The following is an 18,095-nucleotide window of genomic DNA, read 5'->3' on the forward strand; positions in this document are numbered from 1 at the left end:
CATGACGCACACCTCCCACAATGGCTTTATTCTGACCCGCCACTGGCGCGATACGGCCCAGGGGACGGAGATCGAGTTCTGGCTGGCGACCGACGACGGTCCGCGCAAGATCCGCCTCACCGCGCAAACGTCCGTGGCCTTCGCCGAAGCCTCGCTGCGCGACGCCATCGAGGCCCAGCTGCCCGACGGCGGCTTCGAGCTGCGCGCGCTGGAGCTCAAGACCTTCGAGCAGCAGCCGGTGATCGGCATCTATGCGTCACGCTACAAGCAGCTGACCGCGCTGGAGCGCACGCTGCGCGACCACGGCATCAAACTGTACGAGGCCGATATCCGCCCGCCCGAGCGCTATCTGATGGAACGCTTCATCACCGCCGGCGTGCAGATCGACGGCGGCCACGTCAGCGGCGCCGTGATCCACAACTGCAAGCTCAAGCCCGCGCCCGACTACCGCCCCACGCTGAAGATGGTGTCGCTCGACATCGAGACCAGCGCCTACGGCGACCTGTATTCGATCGCGCTGGAAGGCTGCGGCCAGCGTCAGGTCTACATGCTCGGCGAGCCGCCGGCCGCCTCGTCGCAGCAGATCGACTTCGACCTCGAATACTGCGCCACCCCGCGCCAGCTGATCGAACGCCTCAACAGCTGGTTCGCGCGCCACGATCCCGATGTGCTGATCGGCTGGAACGTGGTGCAGTTCGACCTGCACGTGCTGCAAAAGAACGCCGACAAGCACCGCATTCCGCTGACCCTCGGCCGCGAGGGCAAGACCATCGAGTGGCGCGAGCATCCGGGCAAGCAGGGCTACCTGTTCGCGCCGCTGGTCGGCCGCATCGTCCTCGACGGCATCGATGCGCTCAAGGCGGCGTCGTGGACCTTCCCATCCTTCAGCCTGGAGAACGTGGCCCAGTCCATGCTGGGCGAGGGCAAGGACATCGGCGACGTCTACGACAAGATGGCCGAGATCGAGCGCCGCTTCCAGGAAGACAAGCCGGCGCTGGCGCACTACAACCTGAAGGATTGCGAACTGGTCACGCGCATCTTCGACAAGGCCAACCTGCTGGCTTTCATGATCGAACGCGCCACCGTCACCGGCTTGCAAGCCGACCACCTCGGCGGCTCGATCGCCGCCTTTGGCCACCACTATCTGCCGCGCATGCACCGCGAAGGCTACGTCGCGCCCAGCGTCGGCGACATCTCCGGCGGCGCTTCGCCGGGCGGCTTCGTCATGGATTCCAAGCCGGGGCTGTACGATTCGGTGGTGGTGCTCGACTACAAGAGCTTGTACCCGTCGATTATCCGCACCTTCCTGGTCGATCCGGTCGGGCTGGTCGAAGGCGAGCACGCCGACGATCCGGCCTCGGTGGTGGAGGGCGTCAACGGCACCGTGTTCTCGCGCACCCGCCATTGCCTGCCGGAGATCACCACCCAGATCTGGAAACAGCGCGACGCCGCCAAGCGCGCCAGGAACGAGCCGCTGTCGCAGGCGCTGAAGCTGCTGATGAATTCCTTCTGCGGCGTGCTGGGCGCGACCGAGTGCCGCTTCTTCAATCCGCGCCTGGTATCGTCGGTGACGCTGCGCGGTCACCAGATGATGAAGCAGACCCGCGAACTGGTCGAGGCCGAGGGCTACGACGTCATCTACGGCGACACCGATTCGATCTTCATCTGGCTGAAACAGGAATACGCCAACGACGCAGCGCTGGCCATTGGCCAAGGCCTGGCCGACCGCATCAACCAATGGTGGCGCACCACGCTGAAGGACAAGCTGGGCCTGGAATGCCACCTCGAGATCGAGTTCGACACCCACTACCAGAAATTCTTCATGCCGACCATCCGCGGCACCGACACCGGCAGCAAGAAACGCTACGCCGGCCTGACCATCAACGCCAAGGGCGAAGAGGAAGTGATCTATCGCGGCCTGGAAGTGGCGCGCAGCGACTGGACGCCGCTGGCGCAGCAGTTCCAGCAGGGGCTGTTCACGCGCATCTTCAAGGACCAGCCCTACCAGGACTTCGTGCGCGACTATGCGCAGAAGACGATGTCCGGCGATTTCGACGAGCTGCTGGTCTACCGCAAGCGCCTGCGCCAGCCGCTGGACGAGTACAAGGTCAACGTGCCGCCGCAGGTGCGCGCGGCGCGCCTGGCCGACGAATACAACCAGGCCCAGCGCCGCCCGCTGCGCTACCAGAACGGCGGCTGGATCAGCTACGTGATGACCACCGGCGGCCCGGAGCCGCTGGAGGCGATGCGCTCCCACATCGACTACGAACATTACCTGACGAAACAGCTGCAACCGATCGCCGATTCGATCCTGCTGCCGATGCACGACAGTTTTTCCAGCCTGACCACGTCGCAAGCCAGTTTGTTCTGAAGCTGGCGCATAATGCAGGATCAATCTTGCCACGGGGGATGACGATGTTAGCACCGCAGACGCCCACCAACGAAGCCCAGCGGATTCATGTGCTGCACTCGCTCGGCCTGCTCGACGCCTTGCCCGATGAACGCTTCGACCGCCTGACGCGGTTGGCCAAGCGGCTGTTCGGCGTTCCCGTGGCCAAGGTCACGCTGGTCGACGACGAGGCGGTGTTCGCGCTGTCCTGCGCCGGCCAGGCGTCCGGGCCGGTGCCGCGCGCACTGTCGTTCTGTGCCCACGCCATCGTCAACGACGGCGTGCTGCTGGTGCCGGAGACGCGCAACGATCCGCGCTTCCACGACAATCCATATGTGACGCAGGCGCCGTTCATCCGCTTCTACGCCGGCTGCCCGCTGGAGGTGCCGGGCGGCGCGCGGCTCGGCTCGCTGTGCCTGATCGACTTCGAACCGCGCCAGTTCAGCGCCGAGGACGTGTCGCTGTTGCGCGACCTGGCCGCGATGGTCGAACAGGAAATGGCCGCCGTGCAGATGGCCACCGTCGACGAGCTGACCACGCTGCTGAACCGGCGCGGCTTCGAGGCGGCCGCGCCGCAGGCGCTGCAACTGTGTGCGCGCATGGACAAGCCGGCCTCGCTGTTGTTTTTCGACCTGAACCGCTTCAAGCAGATCAACGACAATTTCGGCCACGCCGAAGGCGACCGCGCGCTGAAGGTATTTGCCGAGACGCTACGCAAGGTGCTGCGCAGCAGCGACTTGCCGGGACGCATGGGCGGCGATGAATTCGTCGCGTTGCTGATCAATTCCAGCCGCGACGAAACCGCGCTGGTGGTGAATCGCCTGCGCACCGCCATCAACGAACGCAACGAAGCGGACCGGCGCGGCTACGAGATCTGCTTCAGCGTCGGCCAGGTCGAATTGCCGCCCGACGGCGACGCCGACATCGCGCGTCTGCTGGCGCATGGCGACGCCGACATGTACAAGAACAAACACGCCATGAAGAACAATTCGCACCAGGAGGGAACATGAGTCCAGGTTTTACCGCATTCAAGCAACTGCACGATGGCAACAAACTGCTGCACCTGCCCAACGCCTGGGACGCCGGCAGCGCGCGCCTGTTTGAAAGCCTGGGCGCGCCGGCCATCGCCACCACCAGCGCCGGCGTGGCCTGGGCCATGGGCTATGCCGACGGCGACAGCATGCCGGCCGAGATCGCCATCGGCGTCGCGCTGAACATCGCGCGCGTGCTGACGGTGCCGCTGACGGTCGATCTGGAAAACGGCTACTCGGATGATGCCGCCGTGGTCGCGCAGCACGCGCAACGCCTGATCGACGCCGGCGTGGCCGGCATCAATCTGGAGGACGGCGGCGCCGCGCCGCAACTGCTGGCCGACAAGATCGCCGCCATCAAGCGGCTGGCGGCGCAAGCGGGCAAGGACCTCTTCATCAACACCCGCACCGACGTGTACTTGCGTGGCCTGGCGCCGGAAGGCGAGCGCGTGGCCGAGGTTCTGCGGCGCGCCGCGCTCTACAAGGCGGCCGGCGCCGACGGCCTGTTCGTGCCCGGCATCTGCAAGCCCGGAGAGATCGAAGCGGTGGCGGCCGGCGCCGGCTTGCCGCTCAACGTGATGGACTGGCCGGGCCTGCCGTCCGCCGATGCCTTGCACGGCCTGGGCGTGGCGCGCCTGAGCGCCGGTTCCGGCATTCCGCAAGCGCTGTGGGCCGTCGCCGCCGACATGGCCAAGGGCTTCCTGGCCACCGGCAACGCCGGCCCGCTGCTCGCCAACGCCATGGCTTATGGCGATCTGCAGGCGCTGTTCAGCAAGGGCTAGATCAGGTTCGCCGCGCGCAGTTGCTTGCCGATGCGCTCGATCTCGCGCTCGCCCTGCGCCAGCGCGGCCTCGCTGGTGTGCACCGAGTAGTAGCCGGTGACCAAGTCGTGCGGATGCTTGACCGCCGATCCCAGCACGAACTCGGTCGCGCCTTCGGCCACGAATTCGATCGCCGCGTTGCATTCTTCAAACACCGCCACCTCCTGGCCGATCACCGTACCGGCCGCCAGCAGCGCGCCGGCGCCGACCGATACCCAGGCCACATCGTGTCCCGCCGGCGGGGCGTAGGTCCAGCGCTCGCCGTCGGCCAGCTTCACATGCAGGTAGTTGATCGACGCGCGCGGCTGGATGGCGCTGACCGCGTCGCCGTAGGCGCCGATGATCACACGCGCCGGGCCGTAATGCGGCACCTGCTCGGCCGCCAGGTACTGGCTGTGCGACGGGCCGTTTTCATCTTCGGTTGGCAGCGCCAGCCACAGCTGGAAGCCGTGCACGCCCTGGCCTTCGACCGGTCCGCCGTCGTGCCAGACGCCGTTACCGGCCGCCATCCACTCCACGCCGCCGGTGCGCAGCACGCCGGCGCTGCCGGTGGTTTCGCTATACTCGACGGCGCCGTCGAAGATGACGGTGACGGTGGCGATGCCTGAATGCGGATGCATGCCCATCTTGCCGCCACGATCGGCCTCCATCTTGAAGTGGTCGAGGAAAACGAAAGGCTTGATCATCTGGCCGACATCGCCTGGGCTGACCAAGCGCGTGATGGCGCCATGGCGGCGGCCGCGGGTGCGATAGGTCAGTTTTCTTTGTGCTTGGATCATGACTGGCTCCTTGGTTGTTGAAGCGATATTAGATCTCCGTCATCTATCTGAATAGCCTATATAATTGGATGGATAGTATTCAGGAAGTAGATATATATGCTTGACGCCATGTCGATGGACCAGTTGCGCACCTTTATCGCCGCCGCCGACGAGGGCAGTTTTTCGGCCGCCGGCCGCAAGCTGCGCCGGGCGCAGTCGGTGGTCAGCACCACGCTCGCGAACCTGGAGCAGCAGGTCGGTTTCGCGCTGTTCGACCGTACCGGCCGCTATCCGCAACTGACCGAGGCGGGCAGGGCGCTGCTGGAGCAGGCGCGCCAGGCCGCCGCCGGCATGGATGCCTTCAAGGCCAAGGCGCGCACGCTGGCCGAAGGGCTGGAACCGGAACTGGCGGTCGCGGTCGATGTGATGTTCCCCATCGCCACGCTGACGGCGGCGGTGCAGTCCTTCCACCGAGCCTTTCCCGGCACGCCGCTGCGCCTGTACGTCGAAGCGCTGGGCGCGGTGGTGCAGCCGCTGGTCGAAGGCCATTGCCGGGTCGCGATCATCGGTTCGCTGCCGGAAATTCCGTCCGGCTGCGCCTCCGAATTTCTGCTCAGCGTCGCCGCCGTGGCGGTAGTCGCGCCGGGCCATCCGCTGGCCGCCGTGGCGACGCCGGTTTCGCAACAGGAAGCCGGCAAGCACGTGCAACTGGTGCTGACCGACCGCTCCTCGCTGACGGCCGGACGCAACTTTGGCGTGATGTCGCCGCAGACCTGGCGGCTGGCCGACCTCGGCGCCAAGCACGCCTTCCTGCGCGCCGGTCTGGGCTGGGGCTACATGCCGCTGCACATGGTCGACGACGACCTGCGTACGGGCAAGCTGGTGCGCATCGCGCTGGAGCCGCACGCCGCGCTGGGGCCGGGTTTCTCCATGCACGCCATCCACATGAAGGACCATCCGCCCGGACCGGCCGGACGCTGGTTCGTCAACCGGCTCAAGCTCGCCTAGCATCACAGTGGTGAGTTATACGCACCAATCGGGATTTTCCGCGCTGTCATACTGCAACGTCACGTTGAAAGCTGACCATGCACATCGGAAAATCCTACGCGCTGACGGAATTTGTCCGTTGGACACGACGCAAATCGTACATCCTGCTTGCGGTCGCGACCGCGCAGGTGGCGGCCTATCAGCTGCTGGGCTGGCACTGGATCGCGATGCCGTGGGCGGTGGCCGCCTTGCTGGGCACGGCGGCCTCGTTCATCGTCGGCTTCAAGAACGCTCAAACCTATGCGCGCACCACCGAAGCGCAGCAGATCTGGAGCAGCATCTCCAGCAGCAGCCGCTATTGGGGCTTGATCTGCCGCGACTTTCCCAAGAACGGCGAGCAGACCCGCGCACTGATCCAGCGCCATCTGGCCTGGCTGACCGCCGTGCGCTATCAACTGCGACTGAGCAAGGTGTGGGAAGCGGCGGCCAACCGCTACAACTTCGAATACCGCGCGCGCAGCTATAACGTCGCCGAGCACGAGGTCGCACTGGACGCCGCGCTGCGTCCCTATCTCGATGCGGAACAATCGGCCGCGGTGGCGCATGCCGCCAGTCCGGCCAACGCCTTGCTGGCGCTGCAAAGCGCGGCGATCAAGCAACTGTTCGCAGGCGACCAGGTGCCGGTGCTGCACCACATGGAAATGCAGAAGACGCTGAAGGAATTCATCGACCTGCACAGCCGCGCCGAGCGCATCAAGAATTTCCCGTATCCACGGCAGTACGCCATCATCCACACCATCTTTGTATGGTCGTTCGCCTTGCTGCTGCCGCTCGGCGTGGTCAAGGAATTCGACAGGCTGAATGACGTCGTCTCCGGCGTGTTGGCGGGGAATATGGCCTGGCTGGCGGTGCCGTTCAGCGTGCTGATCGCGTGGATGTACGTCTCGCTGGACCAGGTCGGCGAAAGCACCGAGAACCCGTTCGAAGGCGGCGCCAACGACGTGCCGATCACGCACATCTGCCACGGCATCGAATGCGACCTGCGCCAACTGCTGGGCGACCCGCCGCCGACGGCCACGCCGCAAATCAACCACCACCTCATCCTGTAACCGGAGAAAATCAGATGAAACTTTACTATATGCAGGGCGCCTGTTCCTTGGCCGACATGATCGTGCTGGCCTGGCTGGACGTGCCTTACACGCCGGTGCGCATGAGCCTGGACAGCATGAAGGAGCCGGACTATCTGGCGATCTGTGCCGGCGGCACGGTGCCGCTGCTGGAGCACGACGGTTATCTGTTGACCGAGAACGTCGCCATCCTCGGCTATCTGTGCGACCTCCATCCCGCCGCCAAGCTGGTCGGCGATGGCACGCCGCGCGGACGTGCCGAAGTGATGCGCTGGCTCGGCTTCCTCAACTCCGACGTGCACAAGGCGTTCAAGCCGATCTTCTCGCCGTCACGCTTCCTGGAGCAGCGCGACCTCGACGACCTGCTGCACGCCAACGCCCGCCATCACATCCGCACCTACCTGGAGCGGCTGGACCGTCAGCTGTCGGGCCGCGACTGGCTGGTCGACAACCGCTCGGTTGCCGATGCCTACCTGTTCGTGGTCACGCGCTGGGCCATCGCCAAGCAGGTCGACCAGAAGGGGCTCAACAACCTGGCCGCCTTCATGGCCCGCATGGCCGACGACGCCGGCGTGAGGGCGGCGTTGGCCGTCGAAGAGTCGCACTGATCAGCGTCCCGGCTGGCCGCGCGTGCCGGTCCACACCCGCGCGATCAGATACGGCGGCTGCCCCTGGTCGCCGGCGCCGGAAAAGATCGGATTGCGGTGCAGCTGGTTGACCGCGACGTAGAGCCACGAGTCCGGCCCGAAGTGCGCGTTGTCCGGCCACAGGAAGCGCGCGTCGCGCACCAGCGGACGCAGCTCGCCTTGCGCGGTCAGCATGTCGATGCCGTTGTCGGGCAGATTGGTGAAGAAGTGATTGCCCTCGGCATCGGTGGCCGCGCCGTCCGAGATCGGTTTCGAGCCGGCACGCTGGATGGCGGCGGCGATCTGCGCGTCCGGGGCGTTGTCGCGGAACAGCCGCGCCGGCACGGAGTACCACGCGGTGCCGTTCATCGGTCCGAAGTACAGCGTTTCGCCATCGGCCGATAGTGTGATCGGATTGATGCCGACCCGTGCCGGACCCATGACGCCGCCGGCGCCGGGGAACAGCAACGGCTTGCCTTCCACCACCAGCTCGACATTCTCGGCCGCCAGCGACGGATGTTTGCTGAAACGGCGCGCCGTGTTCTTGTTGATGTCAACCACGACGATGGCCGGATCGAGGCCGCAATCGGCGATGTACACGAAGCCGCGCTCGCCGTCGACCGCGAGGTCTTGCAGGATCTGGTCGGCCGGCGCGATGGTCTTGTTGAAATCGTGGCGATAGGCCAGCTTGCGCGTGGCGATGTCGAAGGCCAGCAGCTTCGGCGGCTGCGGCTGGTCCATCCAGTTGCCGTGGTCGATTACCCACAGCCGCTCCTTGCTGTCGATCAGCACGCCGTGCGGCGTATTCAGGACATCCGGTCCCGAGCCCGGCTTGCCGTTCCAGCTGGCGTCGGGGAAGGGCACATAGGTATTCTTGCCGGTCACTTCGATCAATTGCACCGGACCCCGGCGCATGCCGTGGATGCTGGCGAACACCCTGCCGTCCTTGGAGGCGGTGACGTTGCCCGGCGTGATATCGAGTTCGGCGATGATTTCAACTTTGCCGACGGCCGGTTTGTCCGCCAGCTCAGGCTTGGCGGCGCACGCGGCGAGCAATATTGTCGCTAACATCACTGGAAATAGTTTGTACGGCATTGCAGACTCCTTGATGGATATTCAAAGAGTCAGTCTAGTATTCAGCGCTGTGATTTGACGGTTAATCGTTGTCAATTTTGACGCCGCGCGGCGGCCGCCGTCTTACCAAAATTAACCATAATTTACTCGCCCCGGCGCTGGCTGGTCGGTGATGATGGGCCTTTGCATTAACAATTTTGCGAAGGAAAACAAATGGATCTGGATGAATTGAACAACCCGCGTCGCCGCGAACTGATGCGCGTGGCGGGCGCCGCGACCCTGACCGGCATTGCCGCTTCGGCCATGGCCGTCGCCGCGCCGGCGGTGGCGCAGGGTCCCGCATCGACGTCGACGGCACGCAATCGCGGCGCGGTCGGGGCCAGGCTGCAGGGCGTGCAGCACTTCGGCGTCACGGTGCAGAACATGGACCGCGCTTTCGAGTTCTACACGCAGGTGCTGGGCGGCACGGAGATCATGCGCGACGGCGATTTCCAGGGCGACGTCATCCACAACACCTTGCTGCTCACCGAGGAGCTGGAGGCCAAGCGGCGCAAGGTCAATCCGCGCACACTGGGGGTGCCGGACCTGCGCGGCGGAGCACAGCGGCTGGACGTACGCTTCGTGCAGTTCGACAATGTGGTGATCGAGTTGCTGCAATACCGCGACAGCAACCAGCCGCAGGGCAGCGGCGCCAGCTTCGCGCCGCCGCACGAGCACACCAGCCCCGCCTTTCCGAAATCGATGCACATCTGTTTCTATGTGCGCGACGATGTCGACTTCAACCAGTTCATCCATGATCTGGAGGAGGAATCGGCCAGGCGCGGCATGGACAATGTGAGGGCGAATCGCATCGTCGCCGCAGGCAGCGAGCAGGAGCGGAAGCAGGCGCCGCTTGATACGCTGACCAACCGCATCACCAGCGGTAAGTCCGACGGGTGGTCGCTGATCTACGCCAAGGGTCCGGAAGGCGAGCAGCTGGAGTTCGTGCAAGTGCGCGGCCAGGCCAAGCAAGTCTTCGGCGACGCCTACGAAACGCGCCGCCGCGCAAAATAAAGGAGGAATGGCATGACGCATAGCGCACTCGATGAAGAACCGGTAGCGTCACGCCGCCGCACGCTGCTGGCACTGGCCGCCATGGCCGCCTCAGCCGCCACCTCTGGCGCCACTGCCGCTTTCGAGCGGGCCCCAGCCGCCGTCACGCAGGCCAACGCCGTCCTCGCGCAGGCCAACGCCGCTGTCGCGCAGGCCACCGCCGCCCGCGCGCAGGCCAACGCCGCTGTCGCGCAGGCCACCGCCGCCCCCGCGCAGGCCAACGCCGCCCCCGCGCAGGCCAAAGCCGCCCTCGCGCAGGCCAACGCCGCACCCGCGCGGGCCAACGCCGCCGTCGCGCAGGCCCCAGCCGCCCCCGCGCAGGCCCCAGCCGCCCACGCGCCCGCTGCCGCCACCGGCACGACTGCCGCCACGCCGGCAGAGGCAGCGTCGGCCGGCGCTGAGACGTCGGCGGCGGGCAGGGTGGTGCTGGGCCAGGTCGGCCTCAGCTTCTACGCGGTGACCGGCGCGGTGATCCAGGAAGTGCTGGAACGCCTGGGCCACACGGTCGTGGTGCGCCAGGGGCCGCATGAGGAAATGTTTCCCCTGCTGGCCGACGGCACGCTCGACCTGATGGCCGCCGCATGGCTCCCCGAAGGCCACGCCGCCTACTGGACCCGCTACGGCAACGACGCCGAAGAGGTCGCGAAACTCTACGACGGCGCCCGCTTCTTCTGGGCCGTGCCCGACTATGTCCCGCCCGGCGAAGTCCACACCATCGCCGACCTGGCCAAGCCGGCGGTGGCCGCGCGCATGGCCAAGCAAATCCAGGGCATCGGCACCGGCGCCGCCATCACCACGCTATCGCAAAAAGCCATCCCCGCCTACGGCCTGGACGCCGCCGGCTACAGCCTGCGCCCCGGCACCGCAGCCGAATGGATCGCCACCTACGACGCCGCGCGCGCCGCAGGCAAGTGGGTCGTGTTTCCCACCTGGGCGCCGCAATACCTGAACCGCGACGGCAAGCTGCGCCCCTTGCAGGATCCGAAGGGTGTGCTCGGCGGCGTCAACCACGCCTCGCTGGTGGCGCCGCGCGACAAGCTGCGCGCGCTGCCGGCGAAGACGCGCGCCGCCCTGGCCAAAGTCGAGCTGGGCCTGGACGGCGTCACCGAGATGGATTACCTGGTGAACGTCGGCAAGCACACGCCGCGTGAAGCGGCGCGCATCTGGATGCGCCAGAACGAAAGCAGGGTAGCCGGCTGGCTCAAGAGCTAAGCCGGCACTGCGGGATTTAACCGGGCGGGCCTGGCCGTCGAATGGTTGACGCCGGATCAGCCAAGCCTGACCAGGTTCAGCGTCGGCAGCGGGCCGCCGGGGAACTGCGCCAGGCGTCCGCCGCCGTCGAGCGTGCCAAGGTCGATGTCGGCAAAGCCGAGCTGCCGCACCAGCGCCATCACCGCGCCCTTGGCGGCGGCGTCGTCGCCGGACACGAACAACACCCGCTTGCCGCCCTGCGCGGCGGGATCGCTGGACAGCAGCCCCGCCTGCAGATGATTGAACGCCTTGACCACATGCGCGCCCGGCACCAGTTGCTGGATCACGCTGCTCGACGCCTGGCCGCCGAGGTCGATCGGCTGGAACGCCGGCGCCTCGATCGGATTGTTGGCATCGACCACGATGCGGCCTTCCCACGGGCCGAGGCCGGCGACCGCCGCCGGGATCTTCGACCAAGGCACGGCCAGGAACACCAGCTCCGCCCGCGCCGCCTCGGCGACGTCGACCGCCTGCAAGCGCGGCCCAAGTTCAGTGGTCAGCGCCGTCAGCGATTGCGGCCCACGGCTGTTGGCGATCGCGGCGGGGATGCCGGCGCGGATCAGGATGCGGGCGATGGCGGAACCGATGGCGCCGGCGCCGATGATGGCGATTTTCATGATCTCGTCTCCTGGAAAATCAAGCGGTGAAGCCGCCGTCGACCCGCATGTCCAGGCCGGTGACGAACGACGCTTCCGGGCCGGCCAGATACGCCACCGCAGCGGCCACATCCTCTCCGACGCCATAACGTCCGACGGCGATGCCCGGCTTGACGAAATCGGCGATCGGACCATCGGCCGGGTTCATATCGCTGTCGGTCGGGCCGGGGTGGACCACGTTGACCGTGATGCCGCGCGGACCGAGGTCGCGCACCAGGCCGCGCGTGTAGCCGGACAGCGCGCCCTTGGTTAGCGTGTAGGCCGAGGCGGTGCCGAAGGCGGCGTACTGCGTCATCGAACTGCCGATGTGGATGATGCGGCCGCCCTGGCCCATGTGGCGCAGCGCCTCCTGGGTGGCGACGAAGGCGCCGGTGACGTTGACCGCCAGGATGCGCTCGAAGTCCTCGAACTTGATCTCCTCCGGCGCGCCGAGCACGCTGATGCCGGCGTTGTTGACCAGGATGTCGATCTTGCCGAAGCGCGCGGCGACCTGCGCCACCGCGTCGCGCACCGCCTGCGGCGAGCCGGCGTCGGCCCGGATCGCGATGGCGCTGCCGCCGTCCGCCTCGATGGCGGCCACGACCGCTTGCGCCTTCTCCGGCGAGGCGTGATAGGTGATGGCGACGCTGGCGCCGTCGGCGGCCAGGCGCTTGGCGATGGCGGCGCCGATGCTGCGCGACGCGCCGGTGACGATGGCGACTTTGCCTTGCAGTTGTTTGCTGGTGTTCATGGTTAGCTTCGTAAAGTAGTGGGATGACGAACCCAGTATGGGCGCGCGCCTTCACCAGCAGTAGTCGGAACTGGCTATAATCAGTTTCAAGCAATGCTTGAAATGAAAGCCATGGAAACCCTGTCCAATCTCGAATCCTTCGTGCGCAGCGCCGAGTCGGCCAGCTTCTCGGCCGCCGCCCGCCGGCTGGCGTTGACGCCGGCGGCGGTCAGCCGCAACGTCGCCCAGCTGGAGCGTAACCTCGGCGTGCGCCTGTTCCAGCGCAGCACGCGCGGCCTGAAGCTGACGGAGGAGGGCGAACGCTTCCTGCTCGCCGTCGGCGGCGGGCTGGACAGCATTCAGGGCGCGATCGCCGAAGCCACCGCCAACAAAGGCGAACCGGCCGGCGTGCTGACGCTGTCGATGCCGCCGCGCTTCGGCCGCCTGCACATCCTGCCGCTGTTGCGGCACTACGCGCAGCGTTTTCCAGCGGTGACGCTCGACTGCAGCTTCGACAACCGCGCGGTCGACCTGATCGCCGAGCGGGTCGACGCGGCCATCGGCGGCGGCTTCGAGCTGACGCCGGGCGTGGTGGCGCGCGAGCTGGCGCGGGCGCACATCGTCGCGGTGGCGGCGCCGGCGTATGTGGCGCGCGCCTGTGCCACGGCGCCGCGCACGCCCGCCGACCTGGCCGGCCTGGACGGCATCGTGATGCGCTCGCCGCAGACGCGGCGGCTGCGCGTCGCCAACCTGCGCGACCGTAAAGGCGTGGAGATGGAGGCCGCGCTGCGGCCGGCGCTGCTGGTCAACGACCCCGACGCGATCTGCGCGGCCGCCTTGATGGGCATGGGCGTCGCGCTGCTGGCGCTGGCCGACGTGGTCGAACACATCGAGCGCGGCGACCTGGTGCGGCTGCTGCCGGACTGGTATCTGGACGCGGGCCCGGTCTCGCTGTACTTCGCCAGCCAGAAACTGCTGCCCGCCAAGACGCGCACCTTCGTCGATTTCCTTACCGCCGCGTTCCGCGACCAGCGCCTGGCGCAGCGCTTTTCAGCAGCGTAGTGATTTGGTCGCCGTTGAACCTTTAGTCATTGTCTTTTGTTTTAATGCAATTTTTTTGACATAGTCAGATTTCAACCTATACTTTTCTTGGCCTCGCTCTGCAAGAGGATGAAGAAAATGGAATTTGAACAAAAAGTTCGGCCTGATGAACTCGGTGGTCGAGTGCGGGCGGTTCGCGTCGCCGCACGAATGACGCAAGAGGTAGCAGCAACCCGGTTGGGGATGTCGCGAACCACGATGGTTGCCATCGAAGCCGGCAAGCGGGCCATCAGCTCAAGCGAACTGAGAAAAATTGCCGAGCTCTTTGACGTCCATGAGAGCGAACTGCTCGATGTGACGACGCCCATGCTGGATATGGCGGTTGAGTTTCGCAGCAATGTCACGGAAGCGGAGTCCGCTGATGAGGTGATGGTGGCGTCGATGCTCAACCGAATGGCGCGCTCAGTTGTGCAGCTGGAGACGCTTGTGGGATTCCCGTCGTCGCCGCTGGATATGCCTGGAGTTATGCTGTCGCGAGACGAACCTCTGGAACAGCAGGCTGAGGATGCCGCTTTGGCGCTGCGTGCGCGCCTCGGCTTGGGTATCGGCTCGATTCAGGATCTCAACGGCTTGATGGAATCTGAACTCGGCGTGCGTATTTTTGAGCGTGCGCTACCTTCCAAGGTCAGCGGGGCGAAGGCGTTCTCCGACTCCGCCGGCGGTTTCGTGCTGCTTAACGCGAAACACCCGAACTATCGCAGACGGGTAACGGCCGCACATGAACTTGCCCATATCTTACTCAGGCAACAAGGAGTGAGCGTGCATTTTGCTAACCAGTCGTTCGATAGCAGAGAAGAGAAATTCTGTGATGTTTTCGCTTGTTGTTTGTTGATGCCCGCTGCTGCCGTTCGAAAAAAGGCCAATGAATTAAAGAAGATCGTTGGCAAGTTTACGGTTCGTGAATTGTTAACCATGACGTTGTACTTCAACGTTTCAATGGAGGCGCTGGTGCGCCGTATGGTTGCACTCAACCTTGTGCCGAACGGTATGTACGAACGGTTGAAAGCTGACGGCTTCGCTCTGAAACATCAGGATATCGTTCGAGAAGAGTTAGGTTTGTCGCCTGAACCTCCTGCCTTCACCGCGCGCACGATGCTGCTTGCGATGGCAGCGCACAAAAAAGAATTGTTGAGCGAGCAGCAGATTGCTTCCATGTTGGAGCTTGATCTAGTCAGCGCCCGCAGGGCGCTGGAGGATCATGGCGAGAGCGAACATGAGAGCGCGCTTGAGCTGGTTCCATGATTACCTGCCAGAGGCGCAGGCCAGTCCCATGCCGAAGAGCTCGGTGCGCTGGAGAAGGCTGGACTTATCAAAAAAATCGCGATGAGCGATGAAGAGTATGAGCGGTATCTTTCGATCGTTCAGGCGCCATTAGGGCAGCGGCTCGATGCCGGAGAGTCTGCCACTATTGCGGTCGCCGAAGCACGCCAACTGGTTGCGGTCATTGACGAAAACAAGGCCCGTTCCTAACCAGGCGCGTCGCCCCTAAATACCATCAGCCTCGCAATGCTCTAATCACGGTCGTAAGCCAGCCGGGCCGGCAGTTTGACGGTGACCGTCGTGCCCTTGCCGGCCTCGCTGGCGATATCGAATTGTGCGCCGACGCGCTTGGCGCGTTCCTTCATGCCGGTCAAGCCCCAGTGACGCTCCGCTTGCCGTCGCTTCACTTCCTCCGCATCCAGGCCGCGCCCGTTGTCGCTGACGCTCAGGATCAAGCTGTCGGCGGCGTATTCGATGCGCGCCGTCACGTCGCTCGCCTTGGCGTGGGCGAAGGCGTTGCGCAGCGCTTCCTGGCCGATCTCGGCGAACTCGTCCTGCACCGGCGCCTGAAGGCTGCGGCGCACGCCGGCCACCACCACCGCGAACGCGGTCGCCGGGTGCGTCGCCGCGAGTATCTCGCCGGTCTCGTTCAGCGCCGCTTCGATGTCCTGTCCGCTGCGCAGGTTGTGCACCTGGTCGCGGCCTTCGGTGATGGCGCGGTCGGCGTCGCTCAGGATGTTCTCCAGCTTGTCGCGCGTGGCGCTATCGTGCGGCAGCTTGTGCGACACCGAGGACACCCGCAGGATCAGCGATTGCACGCTTTGCAGGAAGGTGTCGTGCAGGGTGCGGGCGATGCGCTCGCGTTCGTCCAGCCGGGCCTGCATCTGGCGCGCGATGGCGCTGGTCGCCACCTTGATCCGATAGCGGTACGCCGCGTAGATCGCCAGCAGCAGCGCCAATACGCACAGCAGACGGAACCACCAGGTCTGCATCACGGTCGGCGTGATCTCGATGCTTTGTGTGGCGATGGTGTCGCCCACCATGCCGTCCTCGTTGACCGCGCGCACATGGAAGCGGTAGTGGCCCGGCCCGACGTTGGTGTAGTAGGCCGCGCGGCGTGTGCCGGCTTGCTGCCAGCCCTGGTCCAGGCCTTCCAGCTGGTATTCGAAACGCATGCCTTCGGGCTTGCGCAAACCCGGCGCGGTGTACTCGATGGAGAAGTTGCTGGAGCCCGGCGGCAGCACCGCCGGCGCCAGCAGCGGATAGCTCGCCTTGCCGGTGGCCACCGCGAGCAGTTGCACCAGTGGCTTGACGGTGTTCAGCTTCAGCTCGGCCGTCTCCAGCCGCACCAGGCCGCCGGTGGCGCGGAACCACAGGCGGCCGTTGCCGGCGTTGAAGATGGTCGGCAGCCGGTTGTCCATCGCCGCCCGGCCGGGGTAGCCTTCCAGTACGTTGATGACCGCGTATTTCAACGGCAGCGCCGGTTGCGCGATCGACGCTTCCCAGTCCTCGCGGCGGATGTGCACCACGCCCTTGCTGCCGTTCAGCCAGCGGTCGCCGTCGGCGGTGACGGCCATGCCGGTGACGTTGCGCAGAGGTTCGGCGTCGCGCGGTTGCAGCTGCACGAAGTGCTGCTCGCGCTTGAAGGCGATGCCGTCGCGGCCGCCGACCACCAACTGCGGCCCGGGGAATATCCCCGACTCGGCGCCGATCATGCCGATGTCGAATTCGCTCAGCTTGCCGTCGTCGTACAGCGTCAGCTTGCCGTCGTTGTGGCTCAGCCATAACTGGCCGACGCCGCCGGCCGCCGACATGAAAATGCGCTTCGGCAGATTGAAGCTGGCGCGCGGCAGCCATTTGCCATCGACCAAACCCATCAGGCCGGTCTGCAGCGACGCCATCCACAATATCTTGCCGTCGTCCAGCATGCCGATGACGGTCAGGTCCGGCGGCTGCGTGCCCGGTGGCAAAGGCAGGGCGATCCGGGTCGAGCGGCCGTGGTAGATGCGTTCGATATCGCGTTTGCCCGCGATCAGCAATGCGCCATCGCGGTCGTTGGCCAGCACCCAGCCGCTGCGCAGCGGATCGCGTTCCGGCGGCACGCCGGGCGACACCCGCCACACCGCGCGGTTGAGCATTTCGACCACCCACAGCTGGCCTTCGGTATCGCTGGCGGTGCTGTAGATCGCGGTGGGGCCGGGGATGCGCGCCGGGATCAGTTTGTTTTCACGGAAGCGATCAAGGCCGGATTGGGTGGACACCCAGATATTGCCCTCCCGGTCTTCCAGCACCACGTTGGTGGACAGCGCGCTGAGTTGCCACTGCTGGTCCAGCCGGTCGTCGGCCTGTCGCGATGGAATGATGACGCTGGCGGTGGAGGCGCCGGCGTTGGCGACGCGGCAAATGCCGTACGGGCATTTCAGCGCCCACAGATTGCCGTCGCGGTCGAACTGCCCGCCCGACCGGGACTCGCTTTGCGTGGCGTTCGGGTCGCGCGGCAGTTGTTGGCCGGTCGGCGGCGTCGGGACCAGACGCACCATGTCGGCGCGCGCCACCCACAAGCGTCCGTCCGGCGACTGCAGCAGGCTGCCGTGCAAGTCGGCGTCGGGCAGGCGTTGCAGCTTCTTGCTGGCGCGATCGTACATGTAGACGAATTTTTCGTTCGATGCCCATACCCGGCCATATTGGTCGATCAGCACGCTGAAGCTCCGGCCCGCCCACTCGGGGCCGGACGACATCGTTTCCCATTTGCCGTCGCGGTACCGGTACAAGCCGGTGACGCAGACCGCCCAGATGACGCCGTCCTTGTCCCGCGCCATCGAGGCGATCGGCCCCATCGTGGTGGCCTTGGTGTCGATCAGCTCTTCGGTTTTGCCGTCGGGATGCAGGATGGTCAGGCCTTCGAGGTCGTAACTGACCAGCAGGTCGCCGTTGTCGAGCGCATGCAGGTTAAAGATGCGATCGCGCGGCATCGGCCGCTTTTCGAAACGCACGCCGTCGAAGCGGTACAGGCCGTCGGAGGTGCCGAGCCATAGCCAGCCGTCGCGGCTTTGCGCCATGCTCTGGATGTCGCCCGGCACGCCGTCTTTCTCGCTCCACGAAACGTGGTTCAGGTCTTGCAGGCGGATCTTGGGATTCAGCGCCGACGCGTGTTGAGCAACCAGAATGACGGCGGCGCTAAGCGCCAGCTTGAAATAACGTGCGAGCATGCGG

Annotated in this window: 16 protein-coding genes; 11 read left to right on the forward strand and 5 right to left on the reverse strand. The window is 65.7% G+C overall.

Annotated features, from left to right (window positions below; genetic code table 11):
- The first annotated feature begins 1 nt into the window (after window position 1).
- The 3 genes from GW587_RS16790 to GW587_RS16800 are packed head-to-tail and all read left to right on the forward strand — an operon-like array spanning window position 2 to window position 4,202.
- The gene (locus tag GW587_RS16790; RefSeq protein WP_166105343.1) at window positions 2-2,371 is read left to right on the forward strand and encodes a DNA polymerase II; all 2,370 of its coding nucleotides are present in this window, start codon (window positions 2-4) and stop codon (window positions 2,369-2,371) included.
- 44 nt (window positions 2,372-2,415) lie between these two features.
- Window positions 2,416-3,399, forward strand: coding sequence for a GGDEF domain-containing protein (locus tag GW587_RS16795; RefSeq protein WP_166105345.1), 984 nt, complete (start codon window positions 2,416-2,418; stop codon window positions 3,397-3,399).
- Entirely contained in the window at window positions 3,396-4,202 is an 807-nt protein-coding gene (locus tag GW587_RS16800) for an isocitrate lyase/PEP mutase family protein (protein WP_166105347.1), read from the forward strand. The genes GW587_RS16795 and GW587_RS16800 overlap by 4 nt, the downstream gene beginning before the upstream one ends.
- Here the strand turns inward: GW587_RS16800 and GW587_RS16805 are convergent.
- Window positions 4,199-5,020 (reverse strand): pirin family protein, encoded by an 822-nt coding sequence (locus GW587_RS16805; RefSeq protein WP_166105349.1) that lies wholly within the window; start codon window positions 5,018-5,020, stop codon window positions 4,199-4,201. The two genes, GW587_RS16800 and GW587_RS16805, sit on opposite strands and share 4 nt — an antisense overlap.
- Before the next feature lie 96 nt (window positions 5,021-5,116).
- On the opposite strand from GW587_RS16805, the gene GW587_RS16810 reads away from it, so the two are divergent.
- From GW587_RS16810 to GW587_RS16820, 3 genes are all read left to right on the forward strand, one after another.
- Entirely contained in the window at window positions 5,117-6,007 is an 891-nt protein-coding gene (locus GW587_RS16810) for a LysR family transcriptional regulator (RefSeq protein WP_166105350.1), read from the forward strand.
- 77 nt (window positions 6,008-6,084) lie between these two features.
- Window positions 6,085-7,095 carry a bestrophin family protein gene (locus GW587_RS16815; protein ID WP_166105352.1) on the forward strand — a complete coding sequence of 337 codons (1,011 nt, stop codon included), beginning with the start codon at window positions 6,085-6,087 and terminating at the stop codon, window positions 7,093-7,095.
- 14 nt (window positions 7,096-7,109) lie between these two features.
- Complete coding sequence (locus GW587_RS16820; protein WP_166105354.1) at window positions 7,110-7,721, forward strand: glutathione binding-like protein; 612 nt, start codon at window positions 7,110-7,112, stop codon at window positions 7,719-7,721.
- Here GW587_RS16820 and GW587_RS16825 read toward each other — a convergent pair whose 3' ends face one another.
- Window positions 7,722-8,810: an L-dopachrome tautomerase-related protein gene (locus GW587_RS16825; protein WP_207393526.1), complete on the reverse strand. Its 1,089-nt coding sequence runs from the start codon at window positions 8,808-8,810 to the stop codon at window positions 7,722-7,724.
- A gap of 216 nt (window positions 8,811-9,026) precedes the next feature.
- Between GW587_RS16825 and GW587_RS16830 the strand changes: the two genes are divergently transcribed.
- Together GW587_RS16830 and GW587_RS16835 are read left to right on the forward strand one after the other, a co-directional pair.
- The gene (locus tag GW587_RS16830) at window positions 9,027-9,866 is read left to right on the forward strand and encodes a VOC family protein (protein ID WP_166105358.1); all 840 of its coding nucleotides are present in this window, start codon (window positions 9,027-9,029) and stop codon (window positions 9,864-9,866) included.
- Between the two features lie 12 nt (window positions 9,867-9,878).
- On the forward strand, window positions 9,879-11,117 hold the full coding sequence (locus GW587_RS16835; RefSeq protein WP_166105360.1) for a glycine betaine ABC transporter substrate-binding protein: 1,239 nt from the start codon (window positions 9,879-9,881) through the stop codon (window positions 11,115-11,117).
- 56 nt (window positions 11,118-11,173) lie between these two features.
- Here GW587_RS16835 and GW587_RS16840 read toward each other — a convergent pair whose 3' ends face one another.
- On the reverse strand, window positions 11,174-11,773 hold the full coding sequence (locus tag GW587_RS16840) for an NADPH-dependent F420 reductase (protein ID WP_166105362.1): 600 nt from the start codon (window positions 11,771-11,773) through the stop codon (window positions 11,174-11,176).
- Window positions 11,774-11,792: 19 nt separating this feature from the next.
- A complete protein-coding gene (locus GW587_RS16845; RefSeq protein WP_166105364.1) occupies window positions 11,793-12,542 on the reverse strand; it encodes a 3-oxoacyl-ACP reductase family protein in 750 nt (249 codons plus the stop codon).
- Window positions 12,543-12,653: 111 nt separating this feature from the next.
- Between GW587_RS16845 and GW587_RS16850 the strand changes: the two genes are divergently transcribed.
- The 3 genes from GW587_RS16850 to GW587_RS16860 all read left to right on the forward strand — a co-directional run bounded on the left by GW587_RS16850 (window position 12,654) and on the right by GW587_RS16860 (window position 15,092).
- Window positions 12,654-13,583: a LysR family transcriptional regulator gene (locus GW587_RS16850; RefSeq protein ID WP_166105594.1), complete on the forward strand. Its 930-nt coding sequence runs from the start codon at window positions 12,654-12,656 to the stop codon at window positions 13,581-13,583.
- A 117-nt stretch (window positions 13,584-13,700) separates the two neighbouring features.
- The gene (locus GW587_RS16855) at window positions 13,701-14,864 is read left to right on the forward strand and encodes an XRE family transcriptional regulator (protein ID WP_166105366.1); all 1,164 of its coding nucleotides are present in this window, start codon (window positions 13,701-13,703) and stop codon (window positions 14,862-14,864) included.
- Between the two features lie 81 nt (window positions 14,865-14,945).
- Window positions 14,946-15,092, forward strand: coding sequence for a hypothetical protein (locus tag GW587_RS16860; RefSeq protein ID WP_166105367.1), 147 nt, complete (start codon window positions 14,946-14,948; stop codon window positions 15,090-15,092).
- 41 nt (window positions 15,093-15,133) lie between these two features.
- Here the strand turns inward: GW587_RS16860 and GW587_RS16865 are convergent, their stop codons facing one another.
- Window positions 15,134-18,091, reverse strand: a complete 2,958-nt coding sequence (locus GW587_RS16865; RefSeq protein ID WP_166105369.1) for a sensor histidine kinase — start codon at window positions 18,089-18,091, stop codon at window positions 15,134-15,136.
- Window positions 18,092-18,095: the final 4 nt, after the last annotated feature.

Source organism: Duganella aceris, assembly GCF_011090165.1.
GTDB lineage: Bacteria > Pseudomonadota > Gammaproteobacteria > Burkholderiales > Burkholderiaceae_D > Rugamonas > Rugamonas aceris.